This window comes from Alteromonas sp. V450 (genome assembly GCF_001885075.1).
GTDB lineage: Bacteria > Pseudomonadota > Gammaproteobacteria > Enterobacterales > Alteromonadaceae > Alteromonas.
On the sequence record NZ_MODU01000004.1, the window covers coordinates 1,176,593 to 1,198,639 of the forward strand.

At 42.4% G+C, this 22,047-nt stretch carries 22 protein-coding genes and 5 tRNA genes; 9 read left to right on the forward strand and 18 right to left on the reverse strand.

What is annotated here, in order from left to right:
• Positions 1-12: 12 nt before the first annotated feature.
• The 3 genes from BK026_RS05115 to BK026_RS05125 all read right to left on the reverse strand — a co-directional run bounded on the left by BK026_RS05115 (position 13) and on the right by BK026_RS05125 (position 2,237).
• The gene (locus BK026_RS05115; protein ID WP_071814860.1) at positions 13-843 is read right to left on the reverse strand and encodes a sulfurtransferase; all 831 of its coding nucleotides are present in this window, start codon (positions 841-843) and stop codon (positions 13-15) included.
• 129 nt (positions 844-972) lie between these two features.
• On the reverse strand, positions 973-1,470 hold the full coding sequence (gene tpx, locus BK026_RS05120) for a thiol peroxidase (protein ID WP_071814861.1): 498 nt from the start codon (positions 1,468-1,470) through the stop codon (positions 973-975).
• 74 nt (positions 1,471-1,544) lie between these two features.
• Positions 1,545-2,237: a tRNA-uridine aminocarboxypropyltransferase gene (locus BK026_RS05125; RefSeq protein ID WP_071817503.1), complete on the reverse strand. Its 693-nt coding sequence runs from the start codon at positions 2,235-2,237 to the stop codon at positions 1,545-1,547.
• Between the two features lie 273 nt (positions 2,238-2,510).
• Here BK026_RS05125 and BK026_RS05130 point away from each other — a divergent pair, with 273 nt between their 5' ends.
• The 3 genes from BK026_RS05130 to BK026_RS05140 all read left to right on the forward strand — a co-directional run bounded on the left by BK026_RS05130 (position 2,511) and on the right by BK026_RS05140 (position 5,624).
• Complete coding sequence (locus BK026_RS05130) at positions 2,511-3,659, forward strand: serine hydrolase (protein ID WP_071814862.1); 1,149 nt, start codon at positions 2,511-2,513, stop codon at positions 3,657-3,659.
• A 77-nt stretch (positions 3,660-3,736) separates the two neighbouring features.
• Positions 3,737-4,435 (forward strand): response regulator transcription factor, encoded by a 699-nt coding sequence (locus tag BK026_RS05135; protein WP_071814863.1) that lies wholly within the window; start codon positions 3,737-3,739, stop codon positions 4,433-4,435.
• Positions 4,422-5,624, forward strand: coding sequence for a HAMP domain-containing sensor histidine kinase (locus tag BK026_RS05140; RefSeq protein ID WP_071814864.1), 1,203 nt, complete (start codon positions 4,422-4,424; stop codon positions 5,622-5,624). Before BK026_RS05135 ends, BK026_RS05140 begins: the two co-directional genes overlap by 14 nt.
• On the opposite strand, the gene BK026_RS05145 is transcribed toward BK026_RS05140, so the two are convergent.
• The 14 genes from BK026_RS05145 to BK026_RS05210 form a co-directional block, all read right to left on the reverse strand.
• Positions 5,602-6,192 carry a hypothetical protein gene (locus BK026_RS05145; protein ID WP_143142086.1) on the reverse strand — a complete coding sequence of 197 codons (591 nt, stop codon included), beginning with the start codon at positions 6,190-6,192 and terminating at the stop codon, positions 5,602-5,604. The two genes, BK026_RS05140 and BK026_RS05145, sit on opposite strands and share 23 nt — an antisense overlap.
• 335 nt (positions 6,193-6,527) lie before the next feature.
• Complete coding sequence (locus BK026_RS05150; RefSeq protein ID WP_177247882.1) at positions 6,528-7,556, reverse strand: S41 family peptidase; 1,029 nt, start codon at positions 7,554-7,556, stop codon at positions 6,528-6,530.
• 152 nt (positions 7,557-7,708) lie between these two features.
• Positions 7,709-8,314 (reverse strand): hypothetical protein, encoded by a 606-nt coding sequence (locus BK026_RS05155; RefSeq protein WP_143142087.1) that lies wholly within the window; start codon positions 8,312-8,314, stop codon positions 7,709-7,711.
• Positions 8,315-8,765: 451 nt separating this feature from the next.
• A tRNA-Leu gene (locus tag BK026_RS05160) sits at positions 8,766-8,852 on the reverse strand.
• A gap of 59 nt (positions 8,853-8,911) precedes the next feature.
• A tRNA-Cys gene (locus BK026_RS05165) sits at positions 8,912-8,985 on the reverse strand.
• Positions 8,986-9,026: 41 nt separating this feature from the next.
• Positions 9,027-9,102 (reverse strand) — tRNA-Gly (locus tag BK026_RS05170).
• A gap of 169 nt (positions 9,103-9,271) precedes the next feature.
• A complete protein-coding gene (pgsA, locus tag BK026_RS05175) occupies positions 9,272-9,844 on the reverse strand; it encodes a CDP-diacylglycerol--glycerol-3-phosphate 3-phosphatidyltransferase (RefSeq protein WP_071814868.1) in 573 nt (190 codons plus the stop codon).
• Between the two features lie 122 nt (positions 9,845-9,966).
• Positions 9,967-11,784 (reverse strand): excinuclease ABC subunit UvrC, encoded by a 1,818-nt coding sequence (uvrC, locus tag BK026_RS05180; protein WP_071814869.1) that lies wholly within the window; start codon positions 11,782-11,784, stop codon positions 9,967-9,969.
• Between the two features lie 28 nt (positions 11,785-11,812).
• Entirely contained in the window at positions 11,813-12,457 is a 645-nt protein-coding gene (gene uvrY / locus BK026_RS05185; protein WP_071814870.1) for a UvrY/SirA/GacA family response regulator transcription factor, read from the reverse strand.
• 193 nt (positions 12,458-12,650) lie between these two features.
• On the reverse strand, positions 12,651-13,388 hold the full coding sequence (locus BK026_RS05190) for a pirin family protein (RefSeq protein ID WP_071814871.1): 738 nt from the start codon (positions 13,386-13,388) through the stop codon (positions 12,651-12,653).
• Between the two features lie 197 nt (positions 13,389-13,585).
• A complete protein-coding gene (locus tag BK026_RS05195) occupies positions 13,586-15,073 on the reverse strand; it encodes an aminotransferase class I/II-fold pyridoxal phosphate-dependent enzyme (protein WP_256253681.1) in 1,488 nt (495 codons plus the stop codon).
• Positions 15,074-15,188: 115 nt separating this feature from the next.
• The gene (gene ovoA, locus BK026_RS05200; RefSeq protein ID WP_071817505.1) at positions 15,189-17,306 is read right to left on the reverse strand and encodes a 5-histidylcysteine sulfoxide synthase; all 2,118 of its coding nucleotides are present in this window, start codon (positions 17,304-17,306) and stop codon (positions 15,189-15,191) included.
• Positions 17,307-17,563: 257 nt separating this feature from the next.
• Positions 17,564-17,655 (reverse strand) — tRNA-Ser (locus BK026_RS05205).
• Positions 17,656-18,054: 399 nt separating this feature from the next.
• A tRNA-Ser gene (locus tag BK026_RS05210) sits at positions 18,055-18,146 on the reverse strand.
• Between the two features lie 239 nt (positions 18,147-18,385).
• Here BK026_RS05210 and BK026_RS05215 point away from each other — a divergent pair.
• The 6 genes from BK026_RS05215 (at position 18,386) to BK026_RS05240 (ending at position 21,220) form a co-directional block, all read left to right on the forward strand.
• On the forward strand, positions 18,386-19,051 hold the full coding sequence (locus BK026_RS05215; protein ID WP_071814872.1) for a Bax inhibitor-1/YccA family protein: 666 nt from the start codon (positions 18,386-18,388) through the stop codon (positions 19,049-19,051).
• A gap of 56 nt (positions 19,052-19,107) precedes the next feature.
• A complete protein-coding gene (tusD, locus tag BK026_RS05220; RefSeq protein WP_071814873.1) occupies positions 19,108-19,497 on the forward strand; it encodes a sulfurtransferase complex subunit TusD in 390 nt (129 codons plus the stop codon).
• Positions 19,497-19,865: a DsrE family protein gene (locus tag BK026_RS05225; protein WP_071814874.1), complete on the forward strand. Its 369-nt coding sequence runs from the start codon at positions 19,497-19,499 to the stop codon at positions 19,863-19,865. The genes tusD and BK026_RS05225 overlap by 1 nt, the downstream gene beginning before the upstream one ends.
• The gene (locus tag BK026_RS05230) at positions 19,865-20,176 is read left to right on the forward strand and encodes a DsrH/TusB family sulfur metabolism protein (protein ID WP_071814875.1); all 312 of its coding nucleotides are present in this window, start codon (positions 19,865-19,867) and stop codon (positions 20,174-20,176) included. The genes BK026_RS05225 and BK026_RS05230 overlap by 1 nt, the downstream gene beginning before the upstream one ends.
• Entirely contained in the window at positions 20,173-20,520 is a 348-nt protein-coding gene (locus tag BK026_RS05235) for a TusE/DsrC/DsvC family sulfur relay protein (RefSeq protein ID WP_071814876.1), read from the forward strand. Before BK026_RS05230 ends, BK026_RS05235 begins: the two co-directional genes overlap by 4 nt.
• A gap of 262 nt (positions 20,521-20,782) precedes the next feature.
• The gene (locus BK026_RS05240; protein WP_071814877.1) at positions 20,783-21,220 is read left to right on the forward strand and encodes a host attachment protein; all 438 of its coding nucleotides are present in this window, start codon (positions 20,783-20,785) and stop codon (positions 21,218-21,220) included.
• 76 nt (positions 21,221-21,296) lie between these two features.
• Here BK026_RS05240 and BK026_RS05245 read toward each other — a convergent pair whose 3' ends face one another.
• Positions 21,297-22,010, reverse strand: coding sequence for an SOS response-associated peptidase family protein (locus BK026_RS05245; RefSeq protein ID WP_071814878.1), 714 nt, complete (start codon positions 22,008-22,010; stop codon positions 21,297-21,299).
• Between the last annotated feature and the right edge of the window lie 37 nt (positions 22,011-22,047).

Here is a 22,047-nt window from a genome sequence, read left to right on the forward strand (position 1 = left end):
TCTATCGTTGTACTACACATCTTTTACCACAGGGTATTGCGTATCTGCGCCCCACTCTGACCAAGATCCATCATACACTGAAACCTGTGTAGCACCGCACATGCGCGCTGCGACACCGATGACACAAGCGGTAACACCAGAACCACACGTACAAATAATGGGTTTGCGTAAATCGATATTAGCGCGATCAAAAACAACAGAAAGTTGGTCAACGGGTAAAAAACGCCCGCCTTTGAGTAAGGTGTCAAAAGGTACGTTAAACGCGCCTGGCATGTGACCAGAACGCACGCCTTCACGAGGTTCTGACACTTCGCCTTTAAAACGCGGTGTGCTGCGCGCATCGAGTAATTGTGCCTCGGTATTAATTGCCTGAAGAACGGCACTGGAATTTGCAAACCAACCTGGCCGTGGAGTAGCTTGATAAACCAACTTCCCGTATTGCTGCTGCTCAGCAACCGGTAATCCTGCTTTTTCCCACGCGGGTTGCCCGCCATCTAATATTTGCACGTCTTGATGGCCCAGTGCTTTTAGCATCCACCACACTCTCGGCGCAGAATACATTCCACGTGTGTCATAAACCACAATCGGCGTGTTTGCCGTAATACCTTGGCTTCCAAGATATAGGGAAAGCTGTTGTGCAGTTGGCATGCTGTGAGGAAGCCTTGTGGTATGGTCGCTTCCCTCGTTATCTAAATCAAAATCAACTGATGCAGGCAACACCATTGCACTACGTGTATCCAGTGTTTTTGAAACGGGGTCGTCCATTAACGCTCGTACAAGCGTTAACGGCTTTTGTTGCATTGCATTGGCTAATTCACCAGCTGAGAGCAAAACCGATTCCATGACATCCTCCTAGAAAGGCACCCAATTTACGAGTGCCTCGCACTATCTCGATAAAAACCAACCGCTACAAAAGCAAAACACATTCAATACGTTTGCTATTAAATTAGCTAAACGATACTGATGGGTTACCTACCCGAGCGAAGCAATAGCGGCGTCGTAGTTCGGCTCTTCTGTTGTTTCTGCAACTTGCTCTGTATAAACCACTTTACCTTCGGCATTGATAACCACTACTGAACGAGACAGCAGCCCAGTCAGCGGCGCTGACTCGAACGTCACGCCATAGTCATCACCAAAGCTTGAACGGAAAGTCGAGCCTGTAAGTACATTTTCAATACCTTCAGCACCACAGAAGCGACCCGCTGCAAACGGAAGGTCTGCCGATACACAGATAACTGTAGTGTTATCCAATTTTGCCGCTTCTTCGTTGAATTTACGCACTGACATTGCGCACGTGCCCGTGTCGATTGAAGGGAAAATATTCAATACAACATTTTTACCAGCAAGTTCAGACAATGTTACTTCACCCAAATCTGCTTTCACTAATGTAAAGTCTGGTGCAGATGAGCCTACTTCAGGAAGCTGACCTTTTGTCGTAACCGTATTACCTTGAAAAGTAACTGATGCCATTCGCTTTCTCCGTGGTTTGTTAATATAAAATAGTGGATGTAAAACAATACTTTCGCAAATAAAAGTGACACTTTTTAGACGTTACTTTTAACCTGAGACTCGGCAAAGGCAAGCTTGTGTTTCAAATGCGGCTTCCCCTTTAAGTACTCTCGTCTAAAAACGCTGAAGTAATGTGCTAATGTTTGTGCTCCCTGCTTTTGATTTGCAAGTGCTAGTACACTGATACCAACTTCAGCAGTACAGTGTTGAAAATCATGGGTAGATTCGCGTAGTAAGTAATCTGAAGCGACATCCATGCTCACGCCTAACACAGGAAAGTCATGCAAGTAAGGGCTCTTCACGAACATTTTTTTTGCTTCACGCCACGTTCCATCCAAGAAAATAAATAGTAACGTTTTTCCTGTATTCAATGGTGGCGTATCAATACAACGTTCAGTGTCAGCATACTCGTGTGGAAATACCACAATAGGAAAATATTTCTCGTTACGCAATAACGCCAATAGCGCCTCTTCTGGCTCGGTGCGCTTCCACAAAAATGCGTGGTTATCTTTAACCACGTCCGCAATTAAACGGCCAGTATTAGTAGGTTTATAATATTCGCCTTTGTACATCAAGAACAAGACCGCCACATCGGTGCCAGCCTCAGGCTTAAATTCACAAATACAGTTTTGCGTTGGAAGCAGACACGCGTCGCAGCGAATTACTTTACTCCCACGCGCGTGGAATGGACGCTCAGCACGAGATAACTCGTCTAAACGAAGTGACATTACAGAATTCAAAGGCAGTGCTTTCAGTGCAATAATAATGTAGGGAAATTTACCATATCTGAGGTTCTCCACATAGCTTGGTGAAAAGTTTTATTCATACGAGCCCTCAATATTACTGAATATACAAAACCCTTGAGTTCAATATGGCTATGTAGAAACGTAGATGTCAAAATCTTTGTACGTAGCTGTTTTATCGTTTTTTTTTACCCTTCGTTTACCCACCTTCTTGTAACGTAAAGCTCTACCCTTTCAATCAAAGAAGCGAGACAGGTAATGAAAGTTAAAACATTAGCAATAACTGGGCTATTCTCACTAAGTTTAGGTGTGCTTGGAGGCTGCGGTTCAAATAACGATGCTGAAACGCCAGTAACTACACCTCTAACATTGTCGGAAAGCCTACAAACGCTGCTGGATTCAACCGTTGGCAATGATGTTCCAGGGTTGATTTTACATGTAGAAGGACCAGATATTGATTTCACTGGCGTTGCAGGAGTATCCGATATAGACAGTTTTTCGCCTATGCAGCCGGATCACCAGATGCCAGTAGGAAGTGCGGGTAAAAAAGCAACTGCTTTACTCGTAGCTATGTTACATGAAGATCAGATGTTGGATCTTGACGACCCTATTTCGCAATACCTCCCCAGTGAGATCTTAAGCAGGATAGCGCACAGCGATCTAATCACCATTCGCCAGCTACTAAATCACACCGCGGGCGTACACGATTACCTTGACTCAGACACAGCTGGTGAGTGGTTTGACTATGCAATCGAAACGGTTGGCGAACTTAAAACCGACATTGACGCGCTTGCATTCATCTACGATAAACCTGCTTATTTCGCGCCTGGCACAGGTGTAAAGTATTCGAACTCAGGATATCTTCTTGTGGGACTAATACTTGATCAAGTGTTAGGTGAACACCACTCAACAGCTCTTAGAAATCGCGTTTTAATACCGCTTGGACTCAACAACACTTATTACAGCGGAATTGAGAACAGCCTCGGTACAGCAATTTCAGGCTACATAAGGGAAGATGGTGAGATGGAAAACACCAAACCATTTTATGAAAGTGTGGGTGTAGCAGACGCGCCATTAGTTAGTACAGCAAGCGACCTTAGCCATTTATTACGCGAAATAATCACTGATGATTCTGTGGTAACGGATGATATACGCAAACTATTACTCGGTGAATCGAGTGTAGTTGAAACCTCTTACGGATTTAATTTTGGTTTAGGTTTGTTCGTTGATTCAATAAATGGGCAACTTGCTTACCACCATGGCGGCGCAGAAGTGGGTTATGAGACGCGTAACATATACCTTGTAGAGCGTGATACAACAGTCACACTTTTTTCTAACTGTCATGGATATGACGAGTGTGATGATAAAACAGCGCTACTTGTTCAACAGATATTGGCAAGACTTTAGTTTTGCCAAACAGAGCCTTTGACAAATACCCCTATACCGTTCAATTATTATCAACTAACTTGCAAAAAAGGGTCAGTATGAAACGCAACTCGCTTTCCATTTTATTGATTGAAGACAATTTAGCTTTGGCTAAACAGATCTGTCAGTTATTGGAAAGTAAAGGCTGGCTTGTTGATTATGCTGAGACCGGTGAGCAGGGTCTGTTGCTTGCTTTAAGCCATCGCTTCGATGTCATTATTCTAGATTTAAATTTACCTGATATTGATGGACTTGAAGTGTGTGAAAGAATTAAGCAGCAGCAGACCCGCATTACACCTATTTTAATGCTGACCGCACGAGACGCTTTCAATGACAAAGCAAAAGGATTCATGTGCGGTACTGATGACTACCTGACTAAACCCTGTGATTTGAGAGAATTAGCAATGCGATGTGAGGCACTCGGTAGGCGCCATCAATTGCACACGGAGACCACAATAACGAAAGGGCTTCTTACACTTGATACTCGAGCCTTTACTGTTACTTGGGCAAACACACCGCTACATATCACTAAAACCGGTTTTAAAATTTTACAGCAGCTTGCCAAAGCATACCCTTACCCTGTGGCAAGAAGCGATCTGATTAACGAAGTGTGGGGAAATGACCCACCAGAAACTAATTCGTTAAAAGCACACTTGTACAACTTGCGCAAAGCGTTGGAGCAAGGTGATAAGCCGCCAGAACTTCAAACTATCAGTAATATTGGCTATCGTATTGTAGGGCTTGATGAAAAAAATTAGCGGTATTCGCGCTCAATTATTCTTTGGATTTGGTGGCCTTGTTCTGGTTATCAGTCTTTTTTATTCACGATTAACGTTTTTGTTTGTCGATGTTACGCAGGATATTGTGGGCGGTTACGTAGTCAATAGAGAGCTTACCCACCTCAATCCATCACTCGTAACAAACAACCAGGCTGAACACTTCATACATCAGCAGGTTGTTATTGTGGACAGCAAATTTCTCTTTTCACAGGAATCTCTGACAGCATCAGTTCACGACGAATCACTGTATAAATTGTCGATTAATAACGCAGTAGGATACGCTTCGAAGATACCTAATAATGACGATGCCTGGTTGTTGGTCAACTTAGAAAACACAACCCCTTTGTCTGCTTTTTATTCGGTGTTTCATGTATTCCTTTTTAGCATTTTCATCGCTGTTATTATTCTTTCTGTATTAAGTACGTGGTTCATCGCTTCAAAATTATCTCACCCCATTCGAAGTCTCACACATGCAGTATCGCAACAGCGCCGTGACGTTGATTGCGTAATGTATGAGGCCAGTCGTTTAGATGAGATAGGTCAGTTAGCAAATGCATTCGAAGAAACCTATGGGGAACTGCAACGTTCTTGGAAAAGAGAACACGATTTTGCCAGTGACGTTAGCCACGAATTGAGGACTCCTGTAGCCCTTATCAGAAATACCTTAGAGCTGAATCAGTCTACTCGCCTTAAAGCGGAAGAACGGCAACTCATTGAACAATCAACCTCAACATTACAATCTACGATAGAAGTTTTGCTGGCGCTAGCAAGAAAAGAAAACCTAATTTTTGAACGCACTCCCTTGTTGCCAATTTTGGAGCGCGTTGCCCTTGCTATTCACCACATACACCCCGAGCAAGTATTCGATGTTGAATTACATGTATCAGCAGATATACAGGTTTACGGCAATGCTAATTTGATTAGTCTACTTTGCCAAAATCTGCTCAATAACGGCTTTTATCATGGTGATGGGAAAAACATGAAAGTGTACCAGCGCGACCAAAGTATCGTGTTCGAAAACCCATTGGATAAGCATAAGTCTTCGGTATACCAAGGTATTGGACATGGTCAATATTTAGTAAAACGTGTTGCACAGGTCATGGGATGGCACCTAACTATTGAGTATGACCGTGATTATTATCGCGTTACTCTGTCTTCATTTGAATAACGTGTGGTGGTTTTGGCAGCGTTGTCATTATCAAGGCAATCCAAAAGAACCAGATAATTTGCAATAAACCAAACACAACCCCTGCATCTTGAAGTCTTGGAATAATCGTAAGACAACCAATCCCTCCTACAAGGAAACCAAAATAATGCAGCTTTCTAGGCCCTTTCTGGCTTCTGTGCATCTGAAAAGTGATGATACAAAGCCATACTCCCCCAATCCATTCAATACCGTCCCCCATCCCCATTTGAATGGCATAAATGACATACCACACTGAAGACTGTTGATGAGCGGGTAAAGAAAGTAAGTATTCGATGGTAAAAATTGCAATCAAACCACAGCTAAATGTATAGGAGGCCCAAATGAAGCCCACTAGTGTAGCAAAGTGAAAGGTTAAGGTTTCTTCACGCTTCGTCCATTGTTCAAGGCCATTAATTAACACCAGCAGGCTACTGCCAAAGATTACAAAAATAACAAAGTACCACGCTTGAAAGAACCGACCGTGGGACAGAATAAACTGAAGTCGTTGTGTTGGATTAAGATGTATTCCTGGTTCAATCCAAAAAATCATTATAAAGCCAACAACAAAGCACAACGCACAAACAAGCGATGCTATGCCTGTATTTACAAAAGCATATGTTTGTGAGCTGTTTCTAGGTTGTGAAAAAAGCAATGTCCCTAACCTAACGATTGGCATTTTCGTTTGAATAGATTAACACTAACGCAGTGCTCTTCGTATGAAGCAAAAATCTAAATTACCTACACTATGGATATATTGGCACTACAAGCGCACAATAATCTACGCCAAGGCGTATTAAATTGTAAATAATAGCGACACTCAGTATCAACGTACAGATATTGCTCAAAGGGGCTGTTATTAATGCGCAGTGATATAAGAGTCCGTTTTTATAAAGAGAAAGTAGGAAAAAGTGATGACTCTTCTTTCATTAATTCGGCTAGCTTCCTTTTTATTTCATTACGCTGAAATTCGTTGTTCACGTTATTTCTAATGTTCTGTAATGCCATAAAATAGGCTTTATTAAGCGCGTTTTCTGAATTAACACTTACGTGAGGAATAACGCCAACTCCCTCCCAGTTTGTTTCTGTAATTGGGTTTATTGCCATTGCAACAGGTATTCCCGCCCTATATCCATGTTCAATATCAAACCATTGCCACGGATTCGCTCCTCCTTTGCTCGGTTGCCCGACAAGCGTTGCACGCCCTAAGTGTTTAAAGTTATATGCAAATTCCTCTGCTGCAGAAAAAGTATTGTTACTGATGAGAATATAGACAGAGAACGGCGCCGGAAAAACCGTTTCAACATTTTCAAATGTCCAGAACTCCGACGTACTATCTGTCTGCCTAGTGTAAAAGCTATTTAGGTGTGTTTTTTTTGCAAAGAAATGACTGCTCAGATACTGAACCATCTCCGCACTTCCTCCCCCATTATTTCTTAGGTCAAGAATTAGCGCATCGGTATTTGATAAAAACGTTAAGGCACTGCTTACCGTTGCTTTTGACGCCTCGGTCAACGAAGCAAAACCCCAAAAGTCGATATAGCCAATGTTACCTTCTAGCACTTCTACTTTATTGAAGCCTGAGTTGTTTCTATTTAGCCGTTTAAACCAGCTTTCCTGTTGAGGGGCGCTTTGGTTTGTGTCTGAAACAAATTGAACCGTAAAATGTTTATCAAACGTGTTTAGCTCTCGAGTTAATTGAGAGGCTAAGTCGTTCGGCGTTTTAATTGCATAGAACGCTTCGCTATTTTGATAATCGAGTAACGCCTGTTTTATTTGGGAAGTATGGTCAGTTAACACATATTTTTCTTCTATTGTGGTCAATAGAGACAGGAGCACTGCGCTATTAACTCCTTCTTCACGAGCGACAGCTGCTGCACACCAAACACATGTGATGATTAAAAACCAATATTTCAAACCAATTCCTTTTCATTCCCTGTCATTTTTGTAGGCAAAAAGCCTGAACAATTTTAAATCGCTTTGCCGTACCGTCATCGCACTTATTGCAGATTATGGCTTTGTTATGTGAATGAAGACCAGAACCTATCTGGCCTCTTTTGGGTACACGCCTAATATTCGTAACGTACAAATAGACTGATGGCATCTGTATCAGAATATTTTGTATATTCTGCACCTACCAACATCCAATCAAATTCGTACATTGCGCCTAGGTGGTAGGCTTTTTGATCGGCGTTGTTGGGAAGGTTCTGCCATTCAAGCCCACCATACAAGTTTAACTTGTCTGAATAGTCATAATGGATAAAACCGCTAATTCCCTCGTACTTCGGCTTAGAAATAAAGTATTCTGTTGGGCTACTTCCCTCCAACTCTATCGAGCCGTAGTTTGCGCGAATATCCGCTCTAAGGTTTGTTGATAGCTTGTATGAGTACCCAAGACTGATATTCCATCGTTCATCTTCAAGCTTTCGATCTCCTGACGTATCATCTAATTTACGAAAACGAAACTCAGTAAATACATTTTTCCATCCAAAGCCGCCACGCACTTCTGCTCCGCGCAAATCAAAACCGGGTATATCGCCATATGTTGCTTGCATCCCGTGAATTTGAAGAAAATTCAAATCAGATGCCGATGCAGACATACAAAACGCCCCCACCAAAATTAACGAGAGGTTTCGATTACGATAAGACGTCAAACGATTCCGGGCTACCTTCATAATTGTGCTCCATAATATTTTTAATCGAGCACTAAGAATAAAATTAGATAGGTAAATTTAGAGTAAAAACACTACACAATATTGAAAACTTTCATCGCTTGACGTGTCACTTTGCGTAGCCACTTCACACGAATCATTTATTACACTCCAGAAAAAGCATATAAAAATATGAATATAATAACCTTGATGGTTTAGAGCTAAACGTTTGACAATATTCTTAAATGAATTTTCGCTGTGTTTAAATCACAGTAGAGAATAAGTATAAATGCGCTTCCACAACAAAATGGAAATGATATCAGAAAAGCGTATGGTTTTATAAACGTTGATAATTATCGAATAAGAGTGAAGACCCAGTGTGCTAATGCCGGTTACCGGATGGCATGGCGTTATCAATCGTGTAAGGTGAATGCTGATCCCCTTTTATGGGGTAGAAACTTTGAATAAAAGTAAATGGTGCCCGGGGCCGGACTTGAACCGGCACGCTGTTACCAGCGAGGGATTTTAAATCCCTTGTGTCTACCAATTTCACCACCCGGGCATCGGGTTGCTTTTCAGCAAAGGTGTCAGGCGTAGAACCTGATGCTGCGTTGCAGCGTTTGGAGGCGGAACCCGGAGTCGAACCGAGATAGACGGATTTGCAATCCGCTGCATAGCCATTCTGCCATTCCGCCAGATGCGTCTGGCGCGTGATTAAAACTTATCTCTAAGAGATTGGAGCGGGAAACGAGATTCGAACTCGCGACCCCGACCTTGGCAAGGTCGTGCTCTACCAACTGAGCTATTCCCGCACGTCTTAATCGAGCATTTCGTTTGGTTGATGTCCTCTCGAAATGTGGGGTGCATTCTACCTACCCATTCAAAACTGTCAACACAAAAAAGTGTTTAAATTGAGATAAATGCGGTTTTTTATGATCGTTTGCTATTTTTTTATTCACTTTGATTAAACCGCGATCAATTCTACTTTGCCGCGCCACCTCGAAGGTGTGGCCACGCCGCTTTTGTATAAACAAACATTGACCATATAGACAGCACCGCAGAGAAATATAAAAGGATATACCCCAAAGAAACCCAGTAAATAGTTATACCCATAAAGGTTTCTAACCCTGACAATAGCCCAATTAAGGCTAACATTTGTGCCGTTGTTTTTGCTTTGCCTATAAATGATACCTTAACAGCGTCCCTCACCCCGTTCGATCCCATCCATTCACGAAGCGCTGAGACATAAATTTCGCGAACCAAAAGAGCTATAGATGGCAAAGTTATCCAAAGGCTCGCATAGCTATGAGTAATCATGAGAAGAGCAGCACCTACAATAAGTTTATCTGCTACAGGATCTAAGAACGCACCGAAAGGGGTAGATTGCTGTAGTTTCCTTGCTAAATAACCATCAAACCAGTCGGTAATAGCCGCTAGCCAAAAAATAAATGCGCCCGCCTCATGTGCCCAACGCCAATCAAGAAAATAAACAACTACGAATACAGGAATAAGGATTACTCGGAACAAAGTAATACAGTTTGGAATAGTCCACATAAAAAGTACGTCTCGGTGTTATGCCTCTATGGGCGTTTTAGCGCGCAGCTTGCAAGCTCTGCATCTTTCATTTTTGTAACACATTACCCTAATTTGCAATGCATTGCTTGTAACTCGTTTATTTATTGATGAAGGTGGTCGTAAATTGTATCCGCCAATTCTGGGCTGATACCAGGTACGCTTGCAATTTCATCCTTGCTGGCCTTTTTAAGACCCTGTAATCCCCCCATGAATTTAAGCAACGTTTGTCTACGCTTAGCACCAATACCAGGTATGCTTTCTAAACTAGAGGTGGTTTTCACTTTCTGGCGGCGGTTGCGGTGCCCGGTTATAGCGAACCGGTGCGATTCATCGCGAATATGCTGGATAAGGTGTAGGCCTGGCGAATGACTATCCATCGGTAGTACTTGATGACTACCCGCTAATATTAACGTTTCTAAACCCGGCTTACGGGTAGTGCCTTTAGCTACCCCCAATAACATCGGCTTTTTATCATGGGGCCAATCTTCAAAAAATGCTTCTGCTTGGGCAAGCTGGCCTTTACCGCCATCTATTAATAAAAGATCGGGTATCTTTTGTACTTCTTTCACTGACTTATAGCGCCGTTTTAACGCCTGCGCCATAGCCGCATAGTCATCACCTGGGGTAATGCCTTCAATGTTATAGCGACGGTAATCGCTTTTATGTGGCCCTTCACGATTGAAGACCACACAAGACGCCACGGTTTGCTGCCCAGACGTGTGAGAAATATCAAAACATTCCATGCGTTGAATGGGTGTATCAACTTCCAGTGCCGCTTCTAAGTCCAGGTAACGAGCAAACACAGACTTTTGCTGGCTATATTGAGCATCTAGCGCAGTTTGCGCATTTGACTGTGCAAGCTGTAAATATTTGCGCTTTTCTTCCCTCGCTCCTTTGAAAAAGTGGACCTTATGCCCTGCTTCACTACCGAGCACGGCGGCAATAGCCTCTTCATCACTTAACGCGTTGCTTAGCACTATTTGCTTAGGAATCACTTTGTTTCCGGCTAAATAGAACTGTAGAAAGAATGACTCGAACACTTCTTGCTCGTCGGCAGTGTTAGGTACTTTAGGAAAGTACGCTTTACTACCTAACAGCTGACCTTCTCGAATAAACATTACCTGAATACAGGCCATATTGCCTTTGAACGCAAAACCAAAGACATCCATTTCATCTTGTGTTCCGGCAACCCACTGTCGCTCTTGCACTTTACGTAATGCATTTATTTGGTCGCGGTAACGAGCGGCAGCTTCAAAATTTAGTGCCTCGCTGGCTTTTTCCATTTTTTCCACCAGCCCGCCAATGACTTGCTGGTTTTTACCTTTTAGAAATAATCGCGCAAAGTTGACCTGTTCTTTATATTCCTCATCGCTTACGTAGCCTTCAACACAGGGCGCACTGCAGCGCTGCATCTGGTATTGAAGGCAAGGTCTACTGCGCGCGCGGTAATAGCTGTCTTCGCACTGGCGCACTGGGAATATCCGCTGCATGGAGCGCAAGCTTTCCCGCACCGACCATGCGCTAGGGTATGGGCCAAAATATTCACCCTTTTTCTTTTGCGGACCGCGATGGAAAGAAAGACGTGGATGTTCGTGATCGGACAGGAAAATAAATGGATAGGATTTGTCATCACGCATTACCACGTTGTAGCGCGGTTTGTATTTTTTAATAAAATTGTTTTCAAGCAAGAACGCTTCAGTCTCGCTGTTTACAACAGTGACGTCCATGTTCGCAATCTGACTGACCAACGAACGGGTTTTTGCGTTATCAAGATTAGTTCGAAAATAACTCGATACACGCTTTTTAAGGTTTTTGGCTTTTCCTACGTAAATAACCTCTTCCTGACTATTGTACATGCGATACACGCCAGGTTGAGAGGTTAGATTCTTAAGAAATGCTGCTGAGTCGAATGCAGACATAAATAATTTAATTCACGCGTGCTTGCGCTTAAAACGTGTTTGGGCTAATGAGCTTATGGCGATAAGCAAGGTGAGTAAGCTCAACTTCAGATTGCACACCTAACTTCTTAAACAAACGGTATTTATACGTATTTACCGTTTTTGCATTGATACTTAGTTCTTGCGCAATGTCAACGACCTTTTGCCCTTGAGTCAATCGCATAGCAATATTTATCTCTCGGCTAGATAACTCGTCAAATGGATTATCTGACGTTGGCGACAATTTTCCTATGGCGATGCTATTAGCGACGTCGCTATCTACGTATTTTTGTCCCGCCGCTACTTTTCGTATTGCTAGGATAACTTCCTGTGGTTCTGCGTCTTTAGTGAGGAAGCCGTATGACCCCGCTTCCATTACCTGCATGGGTATTGGGCTTTCCTTATGCATAGAAACACAAATAACTCGTGTATTTTCAGACATACGAACGATCTTTCGTGTCGCTTCTAAACCACCGATGCCAGGCATGTTCACGTCCATGAGTACCACATCCGGAGCATTTCTCCTGCACAGTTGAACTGCATCTTCACCATTTTTCGCCTCAGCGAGGATAGTAAAATCGTCAACATCTTCCAGAATTCGGCGTATCCCTGTTCTGACCAAATCATGATCGTCTGCTAGGATTATTTTTATCACTCTAGTATCTCACTGACTTCAGTTTAACTTACTTTAAATCTAAGGTGGTGTTCGAACTACGCTTTTTTAGCAACGACCACCCTAAATAATACTGAAGTCATCATACCATGTGTTTTGAATTCTTGTAGCGTTGATGCAGTGCTATCGAACAAATAATTGCATTTTCAGCCGTCATACGATTTTAGATTAAACGCTAGGCGGGTAATTCGAACCATAAAGCGATGAGCTGACTTTGTGCATGTATCGTAATCTCATCATTGTTAAAAATACCGACGGCATCACCTTTTCCAAGTGCGATACTGTTTTTTTCACTTTTCACGGTTATTAGTGCGCTGCCACTTACCACATGTAGATATCCGCTTCGCTCATTGGTTTGCAAAGCAACAGTGTCGTCGGTAGGCAAATTCAAGCGACTAATCGACGCATCTTGTTTTATGACCAGTGACCCTTTTCTGCCATCATTACTCACCAGTAATTCCAATCTATCTGATGCGCCGTGTGCTTGTGCATTTATATCATTACGTCCAAACGTTTTTTGAGCGTAGCTTGGCTCACCACCCTTTCTGTCGGGAACAATCCAAATTTGAAGAAAGTTGACGTCTTCTTCGGTGGATGCATTAAACTCCGAGTGCATTATACCGCGCCCTGCACTCATAACCTGAATGTCACCTTCTGGCACCACGTATTCATTACCGGAACTGTCTTTATGCTTAAGTGCGCCACTTACTACGTACGATACAATTTCCATATCTCTATGGCCGTGGGTTTCAAAACCACGACCAGGTGATACCACATCGTCGTTGATAACACGTAATGCTGAAAAACCCATATGCTTAGGGTCGAAATAGTGTCCAAACGAAAAGCTGTGTCGGCTCGTTAGCCAACCTAAATTCACGTTTCCCCTTTCGTTTGCTTTTCTCAAATATATCATTTTGCGTTCCTCGTACCGCTAGCCAAAAACCTGCTTCTTTAAGTCACAAGGTAAAACGTGACTCCATTGAAGATTCGATATCGGCTAATTACTCTTGGACCCATTTTAATTCCTTTAAAAAGAATTAAAATGCGAGATATTTGAGCCTATCGTTCTATTTATTAGAACTATAAGATGAGATATCGACGAAATAATCGCTAGACGTTAAAGCATATCCGCTGCAGCGCAGTTTCTATTGCTATTGGATGGCAAGCCAAATTAAGCCTGATGTGATGCGGCGAACCAAAGGGTGAACCATCGTTACCAATAACGCCTCGCTCTATACACTCTTGTACGCTATTCACAGGTGAATACTGAAGAGGTGGATGGTAATTTTGCCTTGAGGAGTGTTTATCCCAATTACCCACTGTTTTTACATGTGAAGAAAATGAAGAAAGATCTAGCCACAAAAAGTAGCCAGCGTTCCCCATTGTGTATTTTACTTGTATGCCATAATGTTCAAAAAAGCGTCTAACAAGCTTTCTGTTAAAGCTTAGGGCATTTTTTACGGTGTCTAACCAAGCACAACCTTTTTCGTAAGCAGCAATAAGCGCCACTTTACCAAGATGACTCGCGTTGAGGTGACGGGCATTAATCGCTTGAGCAAACCTTTCCCTTGTAATTTGGTCTTTTATAATGGCATACGATGCGCCGGGAATACTCGCTAAATTAAAGGCTTTTGAAACACTATTAATATGGATGATGCGTGGCAAGGCGGCAGCAATATCGTTTGCGTATTCATCAATGCCATCCTCTACGCTACTTTGCGCGCCAAACATTGGAATGTCCGATGGCTCATTGGATGAGTTAAACGCAAATTCACTATGCACTTCATCAGTAATTAACAAAATATTGTACTGCGCACAGAAATCTATAATTGTTTTCTGATCTTTCTCATTTAACACGGTGCCGGTAGGATTGTTGGGGTGGCACAAAACAAAAGCTGCTGCCGTTTTGTCCAACGCATTAACATCTATACCGGCACTGTTTTCGTCTACACCATGAGTTAGTGTATGTTTATGAAGATTGGTAGTCGGCTCTTCAGGTAATTTACCCTCAACGGAACATTGCGGCTGTAATAGTGGAAGGTACAAAGGCTGTAAGGCGTTGTTTTTAATCGACTCGGTTAAAGGTGAATAGGTAGGTGTAAGTACCATAACCTTTTGTCCAGGCTCACAAAATGTTCGAAGCGCCACGTCTACTGCGCCTATTACACTGGCCACATCAACTACATCAGTATGCACTACCCTAGACTTGCTGTATTTTAGTATATTGTGATTGTATCGCTTGGCGACTGCTTCTCCGATACCGAGAGATTGATAGCCATATGTAGTGCCAAGGTTTTGAGTGATCGCATTGAGAATGTCGTCACAAGGCGGTATGTCCATATCCGCTATCCACATGGGAATAGGTTCCTGCTTCGACGATTTCTCAGTAGCTTCGACCGAAGACGCACCTTCAAAACGAGATATCGCCGAATACTTAAGTCGGCTTTGGTCAAGCTTCAACTGAGCAGGCGTCTGCCATACATCCCTATATGGCAAAAATTCACGTTGAAGCGCATTAAATACGGAAAAACGTTTTGGCGCTTCGTTCACCTGCTCACAAACCTCTCCGTTGACTTTTTCATTAATAAACATGCTCATGAGCAACGCTTATTTAAACAACCATTGCATAATACGCCCATATCTTAAAGCTGGTACATAACGTCACGTTGTTCGCTTTTTAATTAGCTTAAGCAACGCGGCGCCACCTACTCAACTAAACGTCTTTCACCTTTTCAAACACGTTAAATTCTGAAAGCGTGTGTTGATATTTACGCTTAGTTTCGCGAATAACAAACGGTATCTCGACCGGCTCTCCAACGCGTTTAAAGTCATTTCCTAACGCATTTTCTAACGCTTGGGTAGAGCTAAGTGTTTCTCCATTTTCATCTTTATAACCGCCCAACCACTCATTTTTCTCAGTGTATTCTTCTAACCAAGTGAACGGGCTGGCAACAATAAGTAGGCCGCCTTTGTTTAAGCGTTTTGCCATGTCAGCAAGTACTTTTTTCGGGCTGTACACTCTATCTATTAAGTTGCCCATAAAAATAAGATCGTACCCTGTAAACTGCGGCTTCAAGTTACACGCATCGCCTTGTGCAAAAGCAACCTTTTCCGCACTTTCCGCTAACCCTAACGACGACAGTTTACGCGCCTTAAACGACGTTAATTCACCTTCTTCAATCAGGTTATAGCGAATTTCACCTCGTTCTTGCATATCAAAAGCTGTTTTAATGAAGCGAGCAGAAAAATCGATACCATCGACATGATCGAAGTATTTTGCAAGTTCAAAGGTAGACCGACCAACGGCACAGCCAAGGTCTAACGCTTTAACGTGCTGTCGCTCACCCATAGCATCAATACAGAACTGCGCACTGGCTTTAGCAAAATTAGGCACGCCGTAATATTCATCACCGTAGTGGAACTCGCTGTATTGGGATACCTGGGTATCGCTCTCATAATCAAAATCGTTCACTGCTATAACTCGCTTCCCTTGAACATATCTAAATCCGGCATGCTGGAAGAAATGACGCCTAAATGCGTAACGGCTATCTTTCATTGCCTCATTGCCCGTAGACACCCAACTTCCCCCTTTTATGAGGTTATGCTTATTATCGAATGTTGGTGTAGTGAAATCATCATACAGAGGATGAACTTTAAAGCCCTCAAACGGATAGATGGGTGTTTCTGTCCATTGCCATACGTTGCCAACGACATCATAAAACTCGCCGGACTTATTTACATTAACAGGTTCACTCGACGCATATTTTTGTAGCGCTACGTTGAATCCTTCGCCATATACAGTTTGTGTTATACCCGCCTGCTGACGTAACGCTTGCCATTCGTTTTCAGTAGGAAGACGAATAAGCTCACCTGTTTTTTCACTCAAGTAGTTACAAAACGCTTTCGCCTCATGATAATTCACATCAACTGGCCAATCTAAAGGCAATGGATGCTCTTCAAGCATACTGCGATACGCATAGTCTTCGCCCTTTTTTATCCAAAAGACAGGGTGCTGTGCCTGTGTATATTCACGCCACTTATTGCCTTCACCTTCCCAGTATTTTGCGTTGTTGTAACCACCATCTTTCACAAACGATAAATACTCACCATTACTTACAAGAAATTTAGACGCACTAAACTCGCTAACGGATTCTTGCTGAGCACCATATTCATTGTCCCAACCGTAATAAGCACTATCCCACGATTTATCGTTTATTACTTTCTGCGCCGGAACAGACACTAAAACATTGGCCTCTAACGCTTTAGCATTAGTTTGCATAGTGTTACATGCAGGCCATTCTGGGCAGGCGCGTACCGATGCAATGGGTAGCTGTCTGATTAGAACAGATGAGGTTTCTAAATGAATACGTTCATGCTCTATTCCCATAACAACGGGCCACATTGGACTTTCCCAGTCAATAGGCATGCTGAAAGACATTGTATCTATTAAATCGCATACCAATGTGCGCACTTGATTACGATATTGACGCACCTCTTCCACCTTCGGCCAGTCGTAATTTGCGTCATTGAGATCATCCCAACTCATTTCATCAACACCAATGGCAAATAGCGATTCAAATTTTGGGTTAATGCGCTCGTTTATTGCCTTAGACAGTACTAATTTATTAATAAAGAAAGTAGCAGTATGACCAAAGTAAAAAATTAAAGGGTGGCGCAGTTTTTCTGGACGTTGATAAAAAACATCATCGTTGGCAAGACAAGAAAATAGTGATTCGTATGTATTGAAGGAATCTAAGAAATACGCCTTTATTTCCTGTCTTTTTTGATCATCGGTTCCATCCCGTAAATTAAGTGTGGGCATTGCCTGCATAATGTCCTCTCGAATTCTTTTTATAACCACCAACTGCGTAGGACCAGCGAAACGTGCAAGCACGAATGACGCTTTTAAATGCCGTAATGATTTCAGTTGATTATTAACCTTTTTATATATATCAAGCTTTTGTGAACAAAGCGCGACACAGATAGGTTTTTATGAAATGTTCTGTAATTACAAGATACAGACAGGAAGAGATCAGAAAATATTTCAAACATAAAAAAACCCGCAACTAAGTGCGGGTTTTCGTAATATGGCGGAGAGTGAGGGATTCGAACCCCCGGTGGGTTTGACCCCACGTCTGATTTCAAGTCAGGTGCATTAAACCGGGCTCTGCCAACTCTCCTGAAGTGACGCTTATCTTAATGATTTACGTGACGCTGTAAAGCACTAATTTCAATTAAATCAATCAACTGGTGAAATATTCACCTTTTCGCAAGAATAATAACCATCTTGGTAGAAAATGGCCTGCGTACTCATTATTTAAAAACACTATTAGCGTTAACCTACTATAAATGCACGTAAAACATAAAACGAAGTTTTAAAAGCGATTGAAGTTCTCACTCAAAAGTTCTCATTAGGTATTCTATGCACGTCGACAGTTCATGATGCCAAAATGATAATGTTCGTTTAGCTTTGAACAACATAGTTTTGCGTAGGTTTCACTCTTTGCTATAACCATATACTAAAGCGAGTAAATTTAGCCCATAAAAAAACCCGCAACAATGTGCGGGTTTTTCGTATTTGGCGGAGAGTGAGGGATTCGAACCCCCGGTGGGTTTGACCCCACGTCTGATTTCAAGTCAGGTGCATTAAACCGGGCTCTGCCAACTCTCCTGAAGTGCTGCGTATCTTAATGATATTTTTATGACTGTAAAGCGAAAAATTAAAAAAGTTGTCTAAGTGCCGAGATTTCAATCAAATAAGCGGTTTAGCACGTATGAGAGATGTTTTTATATTCATCTGACACCATTTTCATCTGAAACTACTTGAAAATGGGAACTAAAACCCATACAACATACACTAAATAATTGTGTACCATTTTGGTCATATCATAAGTCCTGTTGGAGGAAACAATGGATCAACGTTCGATGTATTCAAGTGCATCTCAACCATCGGTATTGCAGACGAACAAGGTTCTACGCAACACCTATATGCTGCTTGCGATGACACTAGCGTTTAGTGCAGTATGTGCTGGTATAGCAATGGCGGTAGGCATTTCTCCTATGATGTCTCTTGGCATGACTATCGGCGCTTTTATAACTTTATTTGTTGTTCAGAAAAAGGCTGACTCAGCATCTGGTATTTACTGGGTGTTTTTATTTACAGGTTTAATGGGTGCATCACTTGGTTACACGCTTAATTTCTATTTAGGTGTAGCCGGTCCTGGTCTAATTATGGAAGCATTGGGTGCGACAGCACTTGTGTTCTTCGCGCTTTCTGGCTACGCACTTACCACTAAGAAAGACTTCTCGTTTATGGGCGGATTCTTGGTAGTAGGTCTAGTTGTAGTGCTTGTAGCTGCTATTGCGAACATCTTCTTCGCGGTACCTGCGGTAAGCCTAGCAATTAGCGCAGCGATTGTATTCATTATGTCAGGTTTCATCTTGTTTGATACAAGCCGTATCATCCACGGTGGTGAAACAAACTACATTCGCGCGACAGTTTCGCTATACTTGAACATATACAACTTGTTCACGTCTATCCTTCACCTTCTAGGTGCATTTGGCGGCGACGATTAATTTAGCGTTAAAGGTTAAAAAGATAAACACCCCTTAACCGGGGTGTTTTTATTTGTATGGCAGAATATTCAATACTTATTACCTCATCCCCATTTCAAGGCGATACCGCGTTACGCGCCCTCGCATTTGCGCAAGGTGTTATTGATAATGGTGATGTAATAAACAATGTTTTCTTCTATAGTGAAGGCGTACACCACACTAACAGCTTGATGCTGAAAACAGGTGACGAGCTGCATGCGCTTGAAGGTTGGAAGTCACTCGCAGCTGAACACAAAGTAAAATTACTTGTATGCATTACCGCTGCCGTTAAGCGTGGCATTGTGAGCGAACAAGAAGCAATGGAAAATGGCTTGGCTTACGCCAACCTAACCGCGCCGTTTGAACAGGCAGGCTTAGGTGAGTTTTTCACTGCACTTCACGAGTGCAACAAGCTGGTACAATTCTAATGGCACATTTATTAATTAGATTTACGCAAAGCCCCTTTTCTAATGCAAAAAGCCAAGACGGTTTAGATTTTGCGCTTGCTGCAACCAACTATGGGCACGACGTAAAAGTGCTCTTTGAAAACCAAGGCGTACTACAGCTTGTAAAAGCAGCGTCCATGAAGGGGATAAAGAATCATACGAAGCGGTTGGCCACTATGCCCTTCTTCGACATAGAAGATTGCTTTGTATGTAAAACCAGCGCTCATACATACAATATTGAAAGTGTACTTGCTAATACTGATTTAATCGACACGTTAGACTGCCAGTGGGTTACCGCTGTTGATAAACTCGCGCTTTTACAAAGCGTAGACCACGTGGTGACATTTTAATGCTTATTACTATTTCGACACCACACCTAAGTGCTACAGACAAACAATTTTTAACTGCCGCCTTTGAACAAACTACGTCTGACATTAGGGTTATTTTTAATGGCGACGGCGTATACGCGCCTACGTTGAATGGGACATTTTTTGATACACTAGCACATTTAGAAGAAAATGAATCAGCGCAACGCTTCGCATATGTTTCTAGTGATGCTGTTACACGAGGCGCATGCATCCCAGAGCATATTACACCAATTTCCTACTCAGAATTTGCGGCAATCTCGACTAAACATAAACACTGGGTATCCCTTTCATGACACAAGAAACCTATAGCTTCAATTACGATGGACAAGAGATCCCTACGGATAAAGCAGGCTATTTACTCGATTACACGCTTTGGGAAGAAGGTATGGTTGAGTTGCTCGCGCAAGAAGAAAACATTGAATTAACTGACGCTCACTGGGAAGTGGTGCGGTTTGTCCGTGCATTTTATGAGGAGTATGAAACCAGTCCGGCAATTCGAGCACTTGTCAAAGCTATGGCCAATAAATTTGGCCCTGAAAAAGGTAATAGTCGTTATCTACAGCGACTATTTAAAAAAGGCCCTGCCAAGCAAGCTACCAAACTAGCTGGATTACCTAAACCAGCTAAATGCCTGTAAAGTGAATAAAAACGATTTAAAAGGATGCTGCTGCATAATGTTAATTGGCTAATAAAGCATATTAGCCTTTTGCTTTTAGCGTATTTTATTCAACTTCTTTTAACGCTTATATCCATTATTTATCGCTTTTGCGTTGGTGTCGATATTGCAACCTTCCTGTTACATTAGCGTTTGATATAGGGTTTTAGGCACATTTTTCATACTCGCCAATACAAAACACCATAAACGTGAATGTTTTACATTAATGGACATAGGAGGCTGTATGACAGTTCAAAAACACTACGTAATAGTAGCCAACCACGACAACGCCAAAGCTTACACCTATACCAACCACGGAAGTGCACTCATTGAAGTAAAGAAATGGCACAACGAGTTTAGTGGCGCGAGTGACCAAGATATTTATACGGATAAACCCGGTAGACAGTCGGCTCCCGCTTCACAGGTGCAGGGCGTTGATAGCATGAACCGAAAAGATGCCGCTGAACTCGAAGATGAACGATTTGCCAGTGACATTGCTGACTGGCTAGATGGCGAGCGTAAACGAGGTGCGCTAGGTTCAATAGATATTATTAGCGGGCCAGGTTTTCTTGGCAAATTGAGAAACGGAATGTCATCTCAATGTGCAGATGTGGTCGATAAAGAAGTGAAAAAGAATGTTTTCGGTGCCAACGAGGAAACCTTGCTTTCCTACCTTAAATAAAATGGGATTTAGCCGGTAGCTTATCACAGGCGGCTGTTGTTATTGCCGCCTAACTTTACTAGCTTGTAAGCTTAAGTTATAGGTTTTCGTCGCCCTTTAATATATTACCTTCACCCATTGGCTCGGCGCTTTTAAACGTCTTTACTCGCGTGACTTCAAGGTCGGTATAAATACGAGGGTTATTCAAAATATACTCCACTTCATTATTCAACGAGCCATGTTTGTCTGCGGTTAGCCATGCATTAATCGCGTGACTATCGTGAGGAAGAAAGCATGGAATAGATTTTTCATGATACTGACTAAAGCCATATATTGGCGGTCGTGTCACCACCGCACAGGAAAACAGCCCATTACTAAACCGCCGGTATACCGCGCCAATAAGTAAGGCGCCGCTTGTGGCCTTCATTAAATAATGTGCTTTTCCTTTTCCAACCGGGTTAGACTCGCCCACGGCTGTTGCCACGACTATAGCCCGCCGTTCACGAATAAACTTTCCCCAATAAGGACTATCTAAGTTTCGGGCGTTAAATGTTGTTCTGTTACCAACCTCTAATGTGTTGCCAACGGGCTTAGCATCAAACCACCACGTTGCATCTATTGTGCTATCACTAGATACAATTAAATTGGTTATTCGCCGTTCAGCTGCTTTTCCAAATGCTGGATAAAAGTTAATGACATTGTTCGAGGAAGACTCATTGGCAAAAAGCGGTATCGTTTGTGTGAGCCCCACTTCTTCAAGCAGCGCGATAACATCAGGTGAATCAGTGATACGTTGTATAAATCCGCACATAAACCCACACTTTGCGTTAAAAAAATCCGATATGAAA